The sequence below is a fragment of the Achromobacter maghribensis genome, assembly GCF_057334215.1.
Genome location: NZ_JBHFII010000047.1, coordinates 443,970 through 456,967, shown reverse-complemented (window position 1 = coordinate 456,967; position 12,998 = coordinate 443,970). Strand labels below are relative to the sequence as shown.

General features: G+C 64.2%; 16 protein-coding genes. 2 read left to right on the top strand and 14 right to left on the bottom strand.

Annotated elements, in window-relative coordinates:
• Nucleotides 1-74 precede the first annotated feature (74 nt).
• The 5 genes from ACE039_RS22005 to ACE039_RS21985 all read right to left on the bottom strand — a co-directional run bounded on the left by ACE039_RS22005 (nucleotide 75) and on the right by ACE039_RS21985 (nucleotide 3,976).
• Nucleotides 75-353, bottom strand: coding sequence for a DUF2164 domain-containing protein (locus tag ACE039_RS22005; RefSeq protein WP_105555243.1), 279 nt, complete (start codon nucleotides 351-353; stop codon nucleotides 75-77).
• A 74-nt stretch (nucleotides 354-427) separates the two neighbouring features.
• Nucleotides 428-1,054 carry a PqiC family protein gene (locus ACE039_RS22000; protein WP_485823322.1) on the bottom strand — a complete coding sequence of 209 codons (627 nt, stop codon included), beginning with the start codon at nucleotides 1,052-1,054 and terminating at the stop codon, nucleotides 428-430.
• Nucleotides 1,051-2,715 carry a PqiB family protein gene (locus ACE039_RS21995; protein ID WP_485823321.1) on the bottom strand — a complete coding sequence of 555 codons (1,665 nt, stop codon included), beginning with the start codon at nucleotides 2,713-2,715 and terminating at the stop codon, nucleotides 1,051-1,053. The genes ACE039_RS22000 and ACE039_RS21995 overlap by 4 nt, the downstream gene beginning before the upstream one ends.
• Nucleotides 2,712-3,347: a paraquat-inducible protein A gene (locus ACE039_RS21990; RefSeq protein WP_313462723.1), complete on the bottom strand. Its 636-nt coding sequence runs from the start codon at nucleotides 3,345-3,347 to the stop codon at nucleotides 2,712-2,714. Before ACE039_RS21990 ends, ACE039_RS21995 begins: the two co-directional genes overlap by 4 nt.
• Nucleotides 3,344-3,976 carry a paraquat-inducible protein A gene (locus tag ACE039_RS21985; protein ID WP_485823320.1) on the bottom strand — a complete coding sequence of 211 codons (633 nt, stop codon included), beginning with the start codon at nucleotides 3,974-3,976 and terminating at the stop codon, nucleotides 3,344-3,346. The genes ACE039_RS21990 and ACE039_RS21985 overlap by 4 nt, the downstream gene beginning before the upstream one ends.
• A 251-nt stretch (nucleotides 3,977-4,227) precedes the next feature.
• Between ACE039_RS21985 and ACE039_RS21980 the strand changes: the two genes are divergently transcribed.
• Entirely contained in the window at nucleotides 4,228-4,479 is a 252-nt protein-coding gene (locus ACE039_RS21980) for a hypothetical protein (RefSeq protein WP_310033216.1), read from the top strand.
• A 103-nt stretch (nucleotides 4,480-4,582) separates the two neighbouring features.
• Here the strand turns inward: ACE039_RS21980 and ACE039_RS21975 are convergent, their stop codons facing one another.
• Nucleotides 4,583-5,236, bottom strand: a complete 654-nt coding sequence (locus ACE039_RS21975) for a hydrolase (RefSeq protein WP_105555238.1) — start codon at nucleotides 5,234-5,236, stop codon at nucleotides 4,583-4,585.
• The gene (locus ACE039_RS21970) at nucleotides 5,223-5,450 is read right to left on the bottom strand and encodes a hypothetical protein (RefSeq protein ID WP_485823319.1); all 228 of its coding nucleotides are present in this window, start codon (nucleotides 5,448-5,450) and stop codon (nucleotides 5,223-5,225) included. Before ACE039_RS21970 ends, ACE039_RS21975 begins: the two co-directional genes overlap by 14 nt.
• Before the next feature lie 52 nt (nucleotides 5,451-5,502).
• On the opposite strand from ACE039_RS21970, the gene ACE039_RS21965 reads away from it, so the two are divergent.
• The gene (locus ACE039_RS21965) at nucleotides 5,503-6,399 is read left to right on the top strand and encodes a LysR family transcriptional regulator (RefSeq protein WP_448708613.1); all 897 of its coding nucleotides are present in this window, start codon (nucleotides 5,503-5,505) and stop codon (nucleotides 6,397-6,399) included.
• Between the two features lie 145 nt (nucleotides 6,400-6,544).
• Here the strand turns inward: ACE039_RS21965 and ACE039_RS21960 are convergent, their stop codons facing one another.
• The 7 genes from ACE039_RS21960 to ACE039_RS21930 form a co-directional block, all read right to left on the bottom strand.
• On the bottom strand, nucleotides 6,545-6,724 hold the full coding sequence (locus ACE039_RS21960; RefSeq protein ID WP_485823318.1) for a hypothetical protein: 180 nt from the start codon (nucleotides 6,722-6,724) through the stop codon (nucleotides 6,545-6,547).
• Between the two features lie 196 nt (nucleotides 6,725-6,920).
• Nucleotides 6,921-7,553, bottom strand: a complete 633-nt coding sequence (locus tag ACE039_RS21955) for a helix-turn-helix domain-containing protein (RefSeq protein ID WP_105555565.1) — start codon at nucleotides 7,551-7,553, stop codon at nucleotides 6,921-6,923.
• An 87-nt stretch (nucleotides 7,554-7,640) separates the two neighbouring features.
• Nucleotides 7,641-9,095 carry an N-acyl-D-amino-acid deacylase family protein gene (locus ACE039_RS21950; protein WP_485823317.1) on the bottom strand — a complete coding sequence of 485 codons (1,455 nt, stop codon included), beginning with the start codon at nucleotides 9,093-9,095 and terminating at the stop codon, nucleotides 7,641-7,643.
• A gap of 21 nt (nucleotides 9,096-9,116) precedes the next feature.
• Nucleotides 9,117-10,124: an ABC transporter ATP-binding protein gene (locus tag ACE039_RS21945; RefSeq protein ID WP_332007356.1), complete on the bottom strand. Its 1,008-nt coding sequence runs from the start codon at nucleotides 10,122-10,124 to the stop codon at nucleotides 9,117-9,119.
• A gap of 8 nt (nucleotides 10,125-10,132) precedes the next feature.
• The gene (locus ACE039_RS21940) at nucleotides 10,133-11,140 is read right to left on the bottom strand and encodes an ABC transporter ATP-binding protein (protein ID WP_105555234.1); all 1,008 of its coding nucleotides are present in this window, start codon (nucleotides 11,138-11,140) and stop codon (nucleotides 10,133-10,135) included.
• An 8-nt stretch (nucleotides 11,141-11,148) separates the two neighbouring features.
• The gene (locus ACE039_RS21935; protein WP_105555233.1) at nucleotides 11,149-12,024 is read right to left on the bottom strand and encodes an ABC transporter permease; all 876 of its coding nucleotides are present in this window, start codon (nucleotides 12,022-12,024) and stop codon (nucleotides 11,149-11,151) included.
• Between the two features lie 12 nt (nucleotides 12,025-12,036).
• Nucleotides 12,037-12,972: an ABC transporter permease gene (locus ACE039_RS21930; protein ID WP_105555232.1), complete on the bottom strand. Its 936-nt coding sequence runs from the start codon at nucleotides 12,970-12,972 to the stop codon at nucleotides 12,037-12,039.
• Nucleotides 12,973-12,998 lie beyond the last annotated feature (26 nt).

The window sequence follows — 12,998 nt, the reverse complement described above, 5'->3', positions numbered from 1 at the left end:
GGGGGCTTTTTGCTGGGGGGCGGGGGGGGGGGGGGGGGCGCATCCACGTATCGCGCTCATGACGGAACGCCGCGCTACTTCGGCCCCTTGTTGTTTCCCCGCGCGTACTTGCGCCAGTAGGCGAACTCGTCCTCGCGTACCTCGAGGTCCAGTTCAGATACGCGCAGCTGCAGCCGCTCCTGCACGTCGGCGACGGCTCGGTTATATATCGTCGGGCCGATTTCCTCTAGAAAAAACCCAAGCAGCGCTCCTGCCGCGATATTGCCGATAGGCGCTTCCATGTGCTCGTCGAAATACCGTTGAATCGACGCGATGGCAGTGGCTCGGGTTTGTTTTTCCAATTCAATCGTCATGGGGATCTTGCGCCTTCTGGGAGGTTCCAATGGTGGACCATACCGCGATACCGCCAAAGGCTATCAGAGGCCGGCTAAGGCGCTTTCGAGAGTCCGCATTTCGCCTGGGGTGAGGCCGACCACGTCGTTGCGTCCTGGCCGATCTGCCGGGCCAACGCAGCGATCAAGCGCTGCTGCGCTTGCACAAGCGCAGGATATCCGTCGCTGGCGGCTTCTTCAAAACGTCCGTGGCACACCAACCTGGCATTCCCGGGCTTGCGTGCATCCGCCAGGGTCCAACCGGCCTCAAGTTGCACGCGCTTTCCGGGCCATGCGTCCAACCGGCGAATCTGCAATTTCACCCTGATTACCTGCGCATCGCCCGGCCATGACAATCCGGCGACATCCTGGGTGCCCAGGTCATCCACCAACTGCGCCGACAGGGCGTTACGTATCTCTTCGTCCAACGGCCCCAGCCACCGCTCGTCATCCAGGACGGCGAGCATGCCGCTGTCGTCCTGCCTCACAACGAGCTGGGGCTGATTCAGGTATTCCGGCACACTCACCGGCAGCACTTCGACGACGAAGCGCGCCGGGGCGCCCGGAGGTTGAATGGTCCCCTGGGGGGTTAGCAGCGTGTAATGGCGAACAGGCGCGGAAGCGGTGCAAGCCGCAAGCCCCAGTGCCATGGCAAGCAGGCAGAAGCGAATGGGTCGGATCATCGTTGGGGCGTCTCTATCGTGCTGGCGGGCGGTTCTCTGGGAGCCTCGAGTGTGGCGTGCTTGGGGCGGCCTCGCACCACCGCCTCGGGATACCGGCTCAACAGGTCGGTCAACGTGCGGACCGAACGGGCGGCGCGTTGAATCTCCTGAAGGGTCTGGCCAACGCTCTGTCGCAACGTCGCATCTTCGGCAAGCATTCCATGCGCGGCGCCGATGGTTTGTTGCGCCTGACGTAGGGTCTGCGTGGCTTGCGGCAGAACCAGGCCATTCACCTGCGACAGCGCTTTATTGAGGTTGGCGAAGGAGGCGTCAAGGTTGCGCGCGATGTTGTCCAGGGGCATCTTGTCGATCTTGCCCACGATGCTGGCGACCCGCTCCTGCAATTGATCGAAGCTGCCACTGACGGTCGGCAGCGTTATCGGACGATGTTGAGGATCAAAGGCGACCTTTGGCGTGTTGGGTATGAAGTCCAGCGCGATGAACAGTTGGCCGGTCAGCAGGTTTCCCGTCCTGGCCTGAGCCCTGAGACCGTGCGCCACCATTTCTTGCAGCATGCGTACCAGCCGGTCTTCGTCGGTGCCGTCGAGCGCCGGCATTTTCTCCATGATGTCGCTCAGCCGCTGCGGAAACACCACAATGCCGACCCGGGATTGAAAGCGACGCTTCACCGGATCGTAATCTGGCTTGATGGAGACGACCTTACCCAGGTCCATGCCATCAAATTGCACGGGCGCGCCGACGGTCAGGCCCCGCAAGGATTGTTCAAACACCAGGTAGGCGGTTTGCGAGGGCCCGTCGGGCGGGGCCAGCGCTGCCTGCTGATCCTTGGCCAGTTCGTATGCGGCGTCCGCCGCCGCTGGCTCGCCGGATAGGCCCGAAGACGTGCCGAAGGAAACTCCTCCGGCCAGAATGGTGGCGATCGACTGGGTTTGCAGCTTGAACCCGTCCGCGCCCAGCGAGACATCGACACCGCTGGCATTCCAGAAGCGAGTTTCCGTGGTGACAAAACGGTCGTAGGGCGCATTGACGAAGACCCGCAGCGCGACCGCTTTGCCATCCTCGCCCAACTGATATGACGCAACACGGCCGACTTGAATGCGTCGGTAATAGACGGGCGATCCAACGTCCAACGAGCCAAGATCCTCGGTATGCAGGACGAAAGATCGGCCGGGCGTGTCGCCGATGACCGTGGGCGGACTTTCCAAGCCGGTGTACTCCTTGCCGGGCTCCGTCGATTGCCCCCGATCGACGCCGATGTATGCGCCCGACAGGAGCGTGTCTACCCCGGAAACGCCGTCGATGCCGATGCGCGGGCGCACCACCCAAAACCGAGAGTCCTCGCGCGCCAGGCTAGCCGCATCTTTATCCAACGCCACCGTTGCAACCACGCGGGAACCGTCTTCGTTGAGCCCGATCGTTGTTACCGTGCCTACGTTTACGTCCTTGTATTTCACAAGGGTCTTGCCCTCTTCCAGACCGGCGGCAGTACGAAACGTGATATTGATCACGGGGCCTTCCGTCATCCAGGTCTGCACCAGCATGGATAGGCCGACCAATACGGCGATGAGAGGGACCAGCCAGACGAGCGAGATCCGCCATTTCCTGCGTGGTATCACCGTAGGAGCGCCGGGCTCAGGAAGCGCCCTGGAAGAATCATTCATGCATCACCACCATTGATTTCACCATCCCAAATATGTCTGGGGTCGAACGACATGGCTGCAAGCATGGTGAAAATCACGACCATGCCGAAGAAAAGGATGCCGATGCGAGGCGATATATCGGTGAGGCCTTGAAACTGCACCAGTGCCGCCACGACGGCCACCACCAGCACATCAAGCATCGACCAATACCCGACAAACTCCACCATGCGGTACAACTTGGCGCGCTCTCGCGTTGCCCATCGGCTACGCCTTTGGGAGGTCGCGAGCAACAGCGCAAGAATCAGGAATTTGGCGCAAGGGACCGCCACGCTCGCGATGAAAATCACCAGTGCGATGCCATAGGAGCCCGACGTCCAGAACTCCACCGCGCCTTCCATGATCGTGCTGCTGCTGCCTCTGCCCAGCAGGCTGGTGTGCATGACGGGCAATACATTGGCGGGGATGTAGCAGATAACGGCGGTCAGAAGCAGCGCCCAGGCGCGTGCAATACCGTTTGGGCGCCGATGGTGGAGGGGCGAGCCACAGCGCGGGCAGGGAACGGCTCGCCCGGGCGTGTCCTGGTGTTCGCAAACCAGGCCGCATGTGTGGCAGCCCACGACTGATAAATCGCTTGCGAATGGCGGCTTGTTCATACCGCGCTTCTGCTCGGCACTGTCGGATCATGTTCGGTCTGGTCCCACAGAGAAGAGAGGTCTCGGTGGGCAATCACGGTAAGCAATACCATCAGGGCGGCAGTCGCCCAGACACCCGCGCCGAGGGTGACTTCCACAAGGCTCACCAGCTTGATGATCGCCACAAGAATGCCGAGGATGCCGACTTCCACCATGCTCCACGGCCGCAACCGAGCCAGCATCCGCAGGGCCGGGGCAAAGCCCGGCGCGCGTTGGCCCGCACGCGCGAAGATCAGCACCCACGACAGCAACGCGATCTGCGCAAGCGGCACCAGGATAATCACCAACGCGGCAACTATCGCAAGAGGCGCAACGCTTCCTTGGGCCAGGGCCCATGCAAATTCCCACAACGTTGCTTCTCGGCGGGTTCCGTTGAGGCTGATGCGCACGACTGGACAAACGTTCGCGATCAGAAACACGACTGCCGTTGTGAGGGTCAACGCCAACCACCGATTCACATCCCCCGGCTTGGCGCACTGGAGCACGGCCTCACATCGACTACATCGCGCGACCTCGCCTGCCGCCAATGCGCAACGTTGGTAAACGCTGTCGCAGTGTTCACAGGCCACCAGGTGGGGGTAAACGTTCATGTGTTTGGCTGGATTACCGTGCGGTTGCATTGCGAAGGCCGCCAATGAAGACCGACCGCCGCGGATGGGTGCCTTTGACGCAGCCTGCGAGGCTACCGAAAATGCCGGGCCAGGGCTTGCCATTCGATGCCAAAGTGCGTCGATGAATAGGGCGCAGACGCTGACGACGGCCTCGTATTGAGAGTAAGGTATGGGGTTAAGGCCTTGATTGCCCGGCACGTCGGCCTGTGCCCCAGCGGAACCAGAGCATGATGAAGACCCTTTGTTTAGTGGTGCGGCCCATCCTTGTCGCGGCCGCCTGCGCGTCGATTGCCGCCTGCGCGGACAATCCGCCGCGGCAAACCGACATGGATTATCGGAGCCGGCCATCTTCCACCACGCAGGGTGCGAAAGGCACCCCCGGATCCTCGGGTCAGCGCTTGACCATACAGTCTGGCGAGGGCGAAAGATTGAATCTGCCCTGGTTCATCGACGACACAAAGGACTGGATCAACAGCAACTGATCGTTGGCGTTGCGCCTCGTTGCCGCTGCAATCGTCGCGTTTAAAAAAATCCCGCCGAGACGCGATGTCTCTGCGGGATTTTTACGTTAAGCGCCCGGCCTGATCAGCCTGCCGTGGCGGGCACCGGCGTGTTCAGCAACTGCTGTTCCCACAGATAAGCGATGCCGCTACCCGCGGCATGCTGAACGAGTATGTCGGTCAGCCCGGGGGCAGTTTCCGTGCGGGCCCAGTCGCGTTGCCACTCGGCGGCCAATGCCATCCAGGTCATCAGGTTCACCCCGGCCGCCGCCATGCGCTGCAGCGCGACTTCGTGCGACTCGACCGACACCCCACCCGATGCATCGGTGATGACCGTCACATCCCATCCTTCGCCCGCCGCCTGGATTGCCGGCATCGCAACGCAGACCTCGGTCCAGAGGCCGGCGATGACCAGGTGCTTGCGGCCCGTGGCCTTGGCCGCATCGACCACTTTTTTGTCTTGCCAGGTGTTGATGAGCGTGCGGTCAATGACCTCTTGGCCGGGAAACACATCAGTGATTTGGGGAAAGATGTAGCCGCCACGATCCGCGATCACGCTCGTCAAAATCGTGGGCACGCCGAAGACCTTTGCCGCCTTCGCCAACGCCGTCGAATTGTTGACCACGGCATGCGGATCGTGGCTGTTCAGGTTGGTCAGTTGAAAAGGTTGGTGGTCGATGAGAACGAGTACCGAATCCTCAGGACGTAGAAGCGAATCGAGGCCATTACGAAAAGTCATTAGTGATCCCTGGTTTGCTGTGTTTTGCGGAAATTGCATTGCGAGTTGCATTGCAAAGCCTTTCCAGAAAGCGTGCGCTTGTGGCGACGCCGACCAGATTCAACATTATGTTTTCGTCAATCTCGATGCGGTAGTTCCGTTCCGGGGCAAGCTGTGTCGCACGATCAGGAACGCCGTCATCTCTTGGGCGCCATGCCGATTCGATGCCTGCCACGGTAGTGCTATCCTGCGGCGAACTGCGTTGCGAAAATGGGGAGCCACGCAAATTGGATATCGAAGAACTTCAAACATTCATCGAAGTGGCGGACGCGGGCGGCGTGTCACCCGCAGCGCTCCGGCTAGGTGTTTCCAAGTCGATCGTCAGCCGTCGATTGCTGCGGTTGGAAGCAGAGCTGGGCATCCAGTTGCTTGCACGCACCACGCGCGGCGCAGCGCTTACCGAAGCCGGGGCGATTTTCCGCGACCATGCGGTCAGAGCCTGCGCCGAAATCGACATGGCCCGGGAAACGATCGTGCCCGCCGGTGAGCTACGTGGCCGCTTGCGTGTTGCCGTGCCCGTGTCGTTCGGCCTGACGCATTTCGCGCCCGTGGTCGCGGAGTTGGCGCGACGCCACCCGCAACTTCATGTGCAGACTTGCTATAGCGATCGCTTCGTCGACCTTATCGCCGAGGGGTACGACTGCGCGATACGGGTGGGCTATCTTCAGGACTCCAGCCTGATCGCAAGGCGCGTTGGCCCCATCCACGGCAAGCTGCTGGCCAGCCCGGACTACATCAAGGCGCACGGGGCGCCCGAAACGCCCGAGCAACTCGTTGGGTTCGAGGCCCTCATGCAGGGCACCGAAACCTGGCAGTTCATGGATGGCGACAAGATCATCACGGTTCGTCCACAGGGACGCTTCAAGGCAGACAATGGCGCAGCCTTGGTGGCCGCCGCGACGGCCGGACTCGGGATTGCCTATCTGCCCGACTGCCTGACCCACGACGATGTGGCCGCCGGCGCGCTCGTGCCTATCATGACCCGCTATCCCCCGCCGCCGGCCGGCGCCTACGTGATCCGCCCGCCAGGCCAGCATCCCGCAAGAAAGATACGGGTCCTGACGGAATTGTTGATCGAACATTTCGGGCAGTCGCCGCATTTCGCGGGAACCGACGCGGGTTGATGGGGGTGTCGAGCATCGCGGCGATCGGGCCGGCTTCGTCGTGCTCAAACCGTGAAGCGAAAAAAATCCCGCCGACGCGTGACGCCTCAACGGGATTTTTACTTGGGCACTGCCATCGGCCATGCCGGCCATTCAGCAATACGAATTACGCGCCAGCCAACATATACCGCGCCGACACAGCAAGAATTCGCCGCGCCGACTCATTTAGCATCTTGGCTTCACGATGGGCTTTCACTGAATACACCGCGTCATAGCGGCGACCACTGCGCGGGCCGGCAAGCAGTGCCGGGCGGCGGGTCAAAATGGGGGAGATCAAGCGTTGCATGTCGGAGCATTCCTGCGGGCACCGGGCCCAGTAGATGCCAGGCATCGTAAGCCGGCTTTCCGCCCGGGCCAACGAATTACCATTCATATGAATATCCAGGGCTGGCCCGGTCCAGACCGGGTTCCCCCCAAGCATCTCGTCGACGAGTATGCCCGGCGTATGTGACAGTCATATGCCAGCCTTGACCCCGAATGCCTCAGGCCCCCTTCAACCTGGAAGGCACGTCCTCCGTATCGCTGCACACGGCCAGCACTTCGGCCGGCTTGCGGCTTAGCGACAGGTACACGTGCCCGATACTGCTATCGAAGTAGGCCGATTCCAGCTTGCCCAGCACCACGCTATCGCCATTCTCGAATTGAATCCTGACCTTTCCCGATAGCACCACCACGAATTCCTGGCCGGGGTGGCGGATGTAGTCCTCGAACTCCACGACCTTGCGCGAGTCGATCAGCGCGACCATCGGCAGCATTTTCTTGCCGGGGTATTCGCCCATCAGCAGGCGGTAGTGATAGTTTTCGGTGATGTAGTCGCGGGCGTCGCTAAGCTTGTTCTTGACGTAAGTGGGGGCGACGGCGGCCTGGGAGGCGTCGCGCAGCATGAACATGCGGGTCATGTCGATGTCCAGCGCGCGGGCCAGGGCGGCAAACTTTTCGTAGCTGAGGGCGATCTGGCCGAGTTCGGCCTTTGACAGGGTCGATACCGCGATGCCACTGGCCCGTGACAGCGCCTGCAAGGTCATTTTTCTGGCTTTGCGCTCCGCGCGCAGGCGGGCGCCCATCTCTTCCTTGCCCACGATCTCGGGCGGGGACGTATTGCCGGGTAGGGCCATGTAGCGGTCTGGCATCAAGGGGTTGAGGGCTGGGCAGGGCCCGCAAGCCCTGCCGCGTCTACGCCGGATTGTAAAGGGTGGGCGGGTTCAGGCGGTGGTCCGGTTCAGGACGCGGCCGGCATGCTGGCCGGTGAAGGCCTGATCTTCCCAGACCGGCGCGCCGTTGACATAGACCGAGTGGATGCCGGCGGCGCGTTCGGTGGGGCGTTCGAAGGTGGCGGCGTCGGCGACGGTGGCGGGGTCGAAGACCACCAGGTCGGCGAAATAGCCGGGCTGCACCTGGCCGCGTTCGGCCAGGCCGAATTTGGCGGCGGTCAGGCCGGTCATTTTCCAGACGGCGGTCTCCAGCGGGAACAGGCCCAGGTCGCGGGAGTAGTGGCCGAGCACGCGGGGGAAGGTGCCCCACAGGCGGGGGTGCGGGCGTTCGTCGTGGGGCAGGCCATCCGAGCCGATCATGGTGGGGCCGAATTTCAGGATGCGCTGGACGTCTGGCTCGTCCATCATGAAGTAGATGGCGCCCGCGGGTTGCAGGTCCGGCACGACGTCGTACTTGGATTTCCCGCGTTCGGCGGCGACCTCGTCCAGGTCGCGCCCGCTGAGTTCGGGGAACGGCTTGCACCAGGTGATGATGGTGCGGCCGGCCAAGAGCACCCGGTCTTGCTTGAGCATGGTGGAGCCGGCCACATAGGGGTAGGCGTCCAGCGAGACGTCTTGCCTGGCCATGGCGGCTTCGATCAAGGGCAGGGTTTCCTGGGAACGGCCGAAGTTGGGCTGGCCCATGACCTTGTGATGCGAGATCACGACGGGCACGTCGAGCTCGCGGCCGATGCGGAAGGTCTCTTCCAGCGCTTCGACGATGTGTTCGCCTTCGTCGCGCATGTGCGTGGCGTAGATGCCGCCGTGGGTGTTCAGCGGCCGGCAGACTTCGATGATCTCTTCGGTGGTGGCGCGGGCGGCGGGCGGGTAGAACGTGCCGGTCGAAATGCCGATGGCGCCGCTGGCCAGGGCGTCGTCGGCCAGCGTCTGCATGGCCTGCACTTCGTCGGGGGTGGCTTCGCGTTGCAGGTCGGGCATGACGGCGGCGCGCAGCGTGGAATGGCCAACCATGCAGGCGGCATTGACGGCGGCGGGCGTGGCGCGCAGGGCGTCCAGGTAGTCGGAGAAGCGCGCGAAGCGGTACGAACCGCCTTCGTCCAGCAAGTCCAGCGGGGCGGGCGGGCTGGCGTGGGCCAGCGGCGCCAGGCTGATGCCGCAGTTGCCGGTGACGACGGTGGTGACGCCCTGCGAGATTTTGGGCGTCATGTCGCGGTGCTTGAGCAGGTAGTTGTCGTCGTGCGTGTGCGAGTCGATGAAGCCGGGCGCGACCACTTTGCCGCTGACGTCGATCCGGCGGCACGCGGCGCTGGCGGACAGGTCGCCTACCGCGGCGATGCGGTCGCCGCGGACGCCGACATCGGCGCGTTGGCCCGGGGTGTTGGCGCCGTCGATGACGGTGCCGCCAGCAAGGATGTAGTCGAACGGGGTGGCGTCGGGCTGTGACATGCGGATCTCCGGCTAAAAGGGTCAGGCAAAGTGGCAGGCGACCTGCTGTTCAGGGGCGACCTGGCGCGGTTGCGGGGTTTCTTCGGCGCAGCGCGGCTGCGCCATCGGGCAACGGGTGCGGAACGCACAGCCCGACGGGGGCGACAACGGGCTGGGGATTTCGCCTTTCAGGACCTCGACGGGCGTGCGCTGGCCCTGGCGCGCTGACGGCACGGCGGCCAGCAGGGCGCGGGTGTACGGGTGGGCGGGGCGGTCGAAGATGGCGTCGCGGGTGCCGATCTCTACGATCTTGCCCAGGTACATCACCGCCACGCGGTGGCTGATGTGGCGCACCACGCTCAGGTCATGCGAGATGAACACGTAAGTCAGGCCCAGGTCGCGCTGCAGGTCCATCAGCAGGTTGATGACCTGCGCCTGGACCGAGACGTCCAGCGCCGACACCGGCTCGTCGCAGACGATCAGGCCCGGATCCAGCGCCAGGGCGCGGGCGATGACGATACGCTGGCGCTGTCCGCCCGAGAACTCGTGGGGATAGCGGTCGGCGGCGTCGGGGCGCAGGCTGACGCGGGCCAACAACTGCGCAACGCGTTCGTGGATGGCGGCGCGGCCATGGCCGAAGTTGCGCAGCGGTTCGCCGATGATGTCGCGCACGCGCATTCGCGGGTTCATGGACGAAAACGGATCCTGGAAGATGAATTGCATGCGCTGGCGCATGGCGCGCAATTGGCCGCTGTTCATCTTCGCCAGGTCTTCGCCTTCAAGCAGGATGCGGCCTTCGGTGGGGTCGGTCAGGCGGATCAGGCATTTGCCGGTGGTGGACTTGCCACAACCGGATTCGCCGACCAGGCTCAGGGTCTGGCCGCGCGGAACGGATAGCGATATGCCGTCCACCGCACGCAACACCTTGGCGCCGCGCCCGTTGTCCACGGGGAAGTGCTTCTTCAGGCCGATGACTTCCAGCATGGGCGCGGCGGCAGGCGCGGAGCGTGGGGGCGCCGCGGACGAGAGGGGGATATCGTGCAGGTTCATGGCGGACCTCAGGCGGTGAGGGCGGCGGGCGCCGGTTCGGATTGGCGGGCCCAGCACCAGACGCGGTGGCGGCTGCCGGCATCGATGGCGGGCGGCGCGTCTTCGGTGCAGCGCGCCAGCGCTTGCGGACAGCGGGCGGCGAAGGCGCAGCCGCGCGAGGCGGGCGTCATCACCGGCACGATGCCGGGCAGTTCGGCCAGCCGAGCCGTGTGGTCCTGGCCGTCGACGAAGTCGGGCAGCGAACGGATCAGCGCCTGCGTGTAGGGATGCTGCGGGCGATCCAGCACGTCATCCACGCTGCCTTCCTCCACCTTGCGGCCGGCGTACATCACGATGACGCGCTGGCACATTTGCGCCACCACGCCCAGGTCGTGCGTGATCAGCACGATGGCCGTGCCCAGCCGGGCCTGGATGTCGCGCAGCAGATGCAGGATCTGAGCCTGGATGGTGACGTCCAGCGCGGTGGTGGGTTCGTCGGCGATCAGGACCTTGGGCTGGCACGCCAGCGCCATGGCGATCATGGCGCGCTGGCGCATGCCACCGGACAGCTGATACGGGTATTCGCGCACGCGGCGGGCCGGGTCCGAGATCTGCACTAGTTCCAGCAGCTTTTCGGCCTGCGCCAGCGCGTCGCGGCGCGACAGGCCCTGGTGCAGCATGAGCGATTCGCTGATCTGCTTGCCCACCGTGATCACGGGGTTCAACGAGGTCATGGGCTCTTGGAAGATCATCGAGATCTGATTGCCGCGGATGGCGCGCATGGATTTTTCGGGCAGGGCCAAGAGGTCGCGCCCGTCGAACTCGATGCTGCCGCCCGCGACGCGCCCGGGGGCGCGCAGCAGCCGCATGATGGACAGGGAGGTGACGCTCTTGCCACAGCCGGATTCGCCGACCAGGCCCAGCGTTTCGCCGGGCAGCAGCTCGAACGACAGCTTGTCCACGGCCACGACGGTGGTGTCGTCGCCGTCGAAACAGGTGGTGAGGTCGTGCACGCGCAAGACAGGGGTGGGTTGCATGGGCGCTCCTACAGCTTTTTGGCCAGACGGGGATCGAGCATGTCGCGCAGCCCGTCGCCCACCAGGTTGACGGCAAGCACCGCCACGCCCAGGAACAGCCCCGGGTACAGGATGATGTGGAACGCCACGGCCACGAAATTGCGGCCTTCGGCCATGATGTTCCCCCAGCTGGGGATTTGGGGCGGAATGCCCACGCCCAGGAAACTCAGCACGGCTTCGGTCAGGATGGCGGAAGCGGCGATGAAGGTGGCTTGCACCATCAACGGGGCGAACAGATTGGGCAGGATATGGCGCAGCAGGATCGACGGCACGCGGGTGCCCACCGAGACGGCGGCTTCAATGTAAGGCTGCTCGCGGATGGTCAGCACCAGCGCCCGCACCAGGCGGACGACGCGCGGCACTTCGGGGACGACGATGGCAATGATCACGGTGCCCAGGCCGCCTTTCAGGGTGGCCATCAGGGCAATCGCCAGCAGCACGCCAGGGATGGCCATCAGCCCGTCCATGATGCGCATGATGAACGCATCGACCCGGCGGAAGTAGCCGGCCAGCATGCCCAGCATCACGCCGGCCACGGTGGACACTACTGCCACGACGATGCCGACCAGCAGCGATACGCGGGCGCCCCACACGGTGCGCGAATAGACGTCGCGGCCCAGCGCATCGGTGCCGAAGAAGTGTTCGGACGACGGCGGCTTCATGCGCGCCATCGGGTTGATGTCTTGCGGGTCGACCGTGGCCAGCCACGGCGCGGCCAGTGCGATCGCCGCCAGCACCAGCAGAATGGCGCTGCCCACATACAGCATGGGATGGCGCCGCAGCGAGCGGACGGCGCGGCGCAGGCGCGGCCGCGGGACGGGAAGCGGCAGGGTGGTGGTGTTCATGCGTTGCCCTTCTCAGTAGCGGATGCGGGGATCGAAGAGCCGGTAGCTCAGGTCGACCAGCAGATTGATCAGCACGTAGATGCCCGAGGCCACCAGCAACACGCCCTGGATCACCGGATAGTCGTGACGCAGCACGGCGTCGATCGTCAGGCGGCCCAGGCCGGGAATCGCGAACACGGTTTCAGTGACCACGACCCCGCCGATCAGCAGGGCCACGCCCACGCCGATGGTGGTGACGATGGGGTTGGCGGCGTTCTTCAGCGCATGCCACACGATGGGGCCCGCCGACAAACCCTTGGCGCGCGCGGTGCGGATGTAGTCCTCGGACAAGGCTTCCAGCATGGTGGCGCGCGTCATGCGGGTCAGCAGCGCCATGTACACCAGGCCCAGCGACAAACAGGGCAGCACCAGGTGGCGCAGGTAGGGCACAAGGCCGTCCGCCAGCGGCTTGTAGCCCTGCACCGGCAGCCATCCCAGCTTGATGGAAAAGCCGTAGACAAGGCAATAGCCGATCAGGAATACCGGCACCGAGAACGCGCAGACCGCGCCGATCATCACCAGCCGGTCCAGCCAGCGGCCCGCGTTCCACGCGGCCAGCACGCCCAGGGGCACGGCCGCCAGCACGGCGAACAGCATCGTGAACAGGGCGATGGACAGCGTCGGCCCCATGCGCTGGGCGATCAACTGCGACACCGGCATCTGGGACGACATCGAAGTGCCCAGGTCGCCCATCGCGATGTGGCTGACCCAGATGGCGAACTGCTGCGGCAGCGGCTTGTCCAGCCCCATGTTTTGCCGGATCTTCTCGACGTCGTCGGCGGTGGCGTTGTCGCCCGCCATCACCGCCGCCGGATCGCCTGGCGACAGGTGTATCAGCAGGAACACCACGACCGCGACGACGGCCATGACTGGAATGACGGCCGCGATGCGGCGCAGGATGTATTTCACGCTGGATTCCCCCTGGCTTGCGGCCG

What these genes read in the sequence shown, in the direction of transcription:
- ACE039_RS22005 (WP_105555243.1), bottom strand. Translation starts at nt 353, where the DNA reads ATGACGATTGAATTGGAAAAACAAACCCGAGCCACTGCCATCGCGTCG.
- ACE039_RS22000 (WP_485823322.1), bottom strand. Translation starts at nt 1,054, where the DNA reads ATGATCCGACCCATTCGCTTCTGCCTGCTTGCCATGGCACTGGGGCTT.
- ACE039_RS21995 (WP_485823321.1), bottom strand. Translation starts at nt 2,715, where the DNA reads ATGAATGATTCTTCCAGGGCGCTTCCTGAGCCCGGCGCTCCTACGGTG.
- ACE039_RS21990 (WP_313462723.1), bottom strand. Translation starts at nt 3,347, where the DNA reads ATGAACAAGCCGCCATTCGCAAGCGATTTATCAGTCGTGGGCTGCCAC.
- ACE039_RS21985 (WP_485823320.1), bottom strand. Translation starts at nt 3,976, where the DNA reads ATGAACGTTTACCCCCACCTGGTGGCCTGTGAACACTGCGACAGCGTT.
- ACE039_RS21980 (WP_310033216.1), top strand. Translation starts at nt 4,228, where the DNA reads ATGAAGACCCTTTGTTTAGTGGTGCGGCCCATCCTTGTCGCGGCCGCC.
- ACE039_RS21975 (WP_105555238.1), bottom strand. Translation starts at nt 5,236, where the DNA reads ATGACTTTTCGTAATGGCCTCGATTCGCTTCTACGTCCTGAGGATTCG.
- ACE039_RS21960 (WP_485823318.1), bottom strand. Translation starts at nt 6,724, where the DNA reads ATGCAACGCTTGATCTCCCCCATTTTGACCCGCCGCCCGGCACTGCTT.
- ACE039_RS21955 (WP_105555565.1), bottom strand. Translation starts at nt 7,553, where the DNA reads ATGGCCCTACCCGGCAATACGTCCCCGCCCGAGATCGTGGGCAAGGAA.
- ACE039_RS21950 (WP_485823317.1), bottom strand. Translation starts at nt 9,095, where the DNA reads ATGTCACAGCCCGACGCCACCCCGTTCGACTACATCCTTGCTGGCGGC.
- ACE039_RS21945 (WP_332007356.1), bottom strand. Translation starts at nt 10,124, where the DNA reads ATGAACCTGCACGATATCCCCCTCTCGTCCGCGGCGCCCCCACGCTCC.
- ACE039_RS21940 (WP_105555234.1), bottom strand. Translation starts at nt 11,140, where the DNA reads ATGCAACCCACCCCTGTCTTGCGCGTGCACGACCTCACCACCTGTTTC.
- ACE039_RS21935 (WP_105555233.1), bottom strand. Translation starts at nt 12,024, where the DNA reads ATGAACACCACCACCCTGCCGCTTCCCGTCCCGCGGCCGCGCCTGCGC.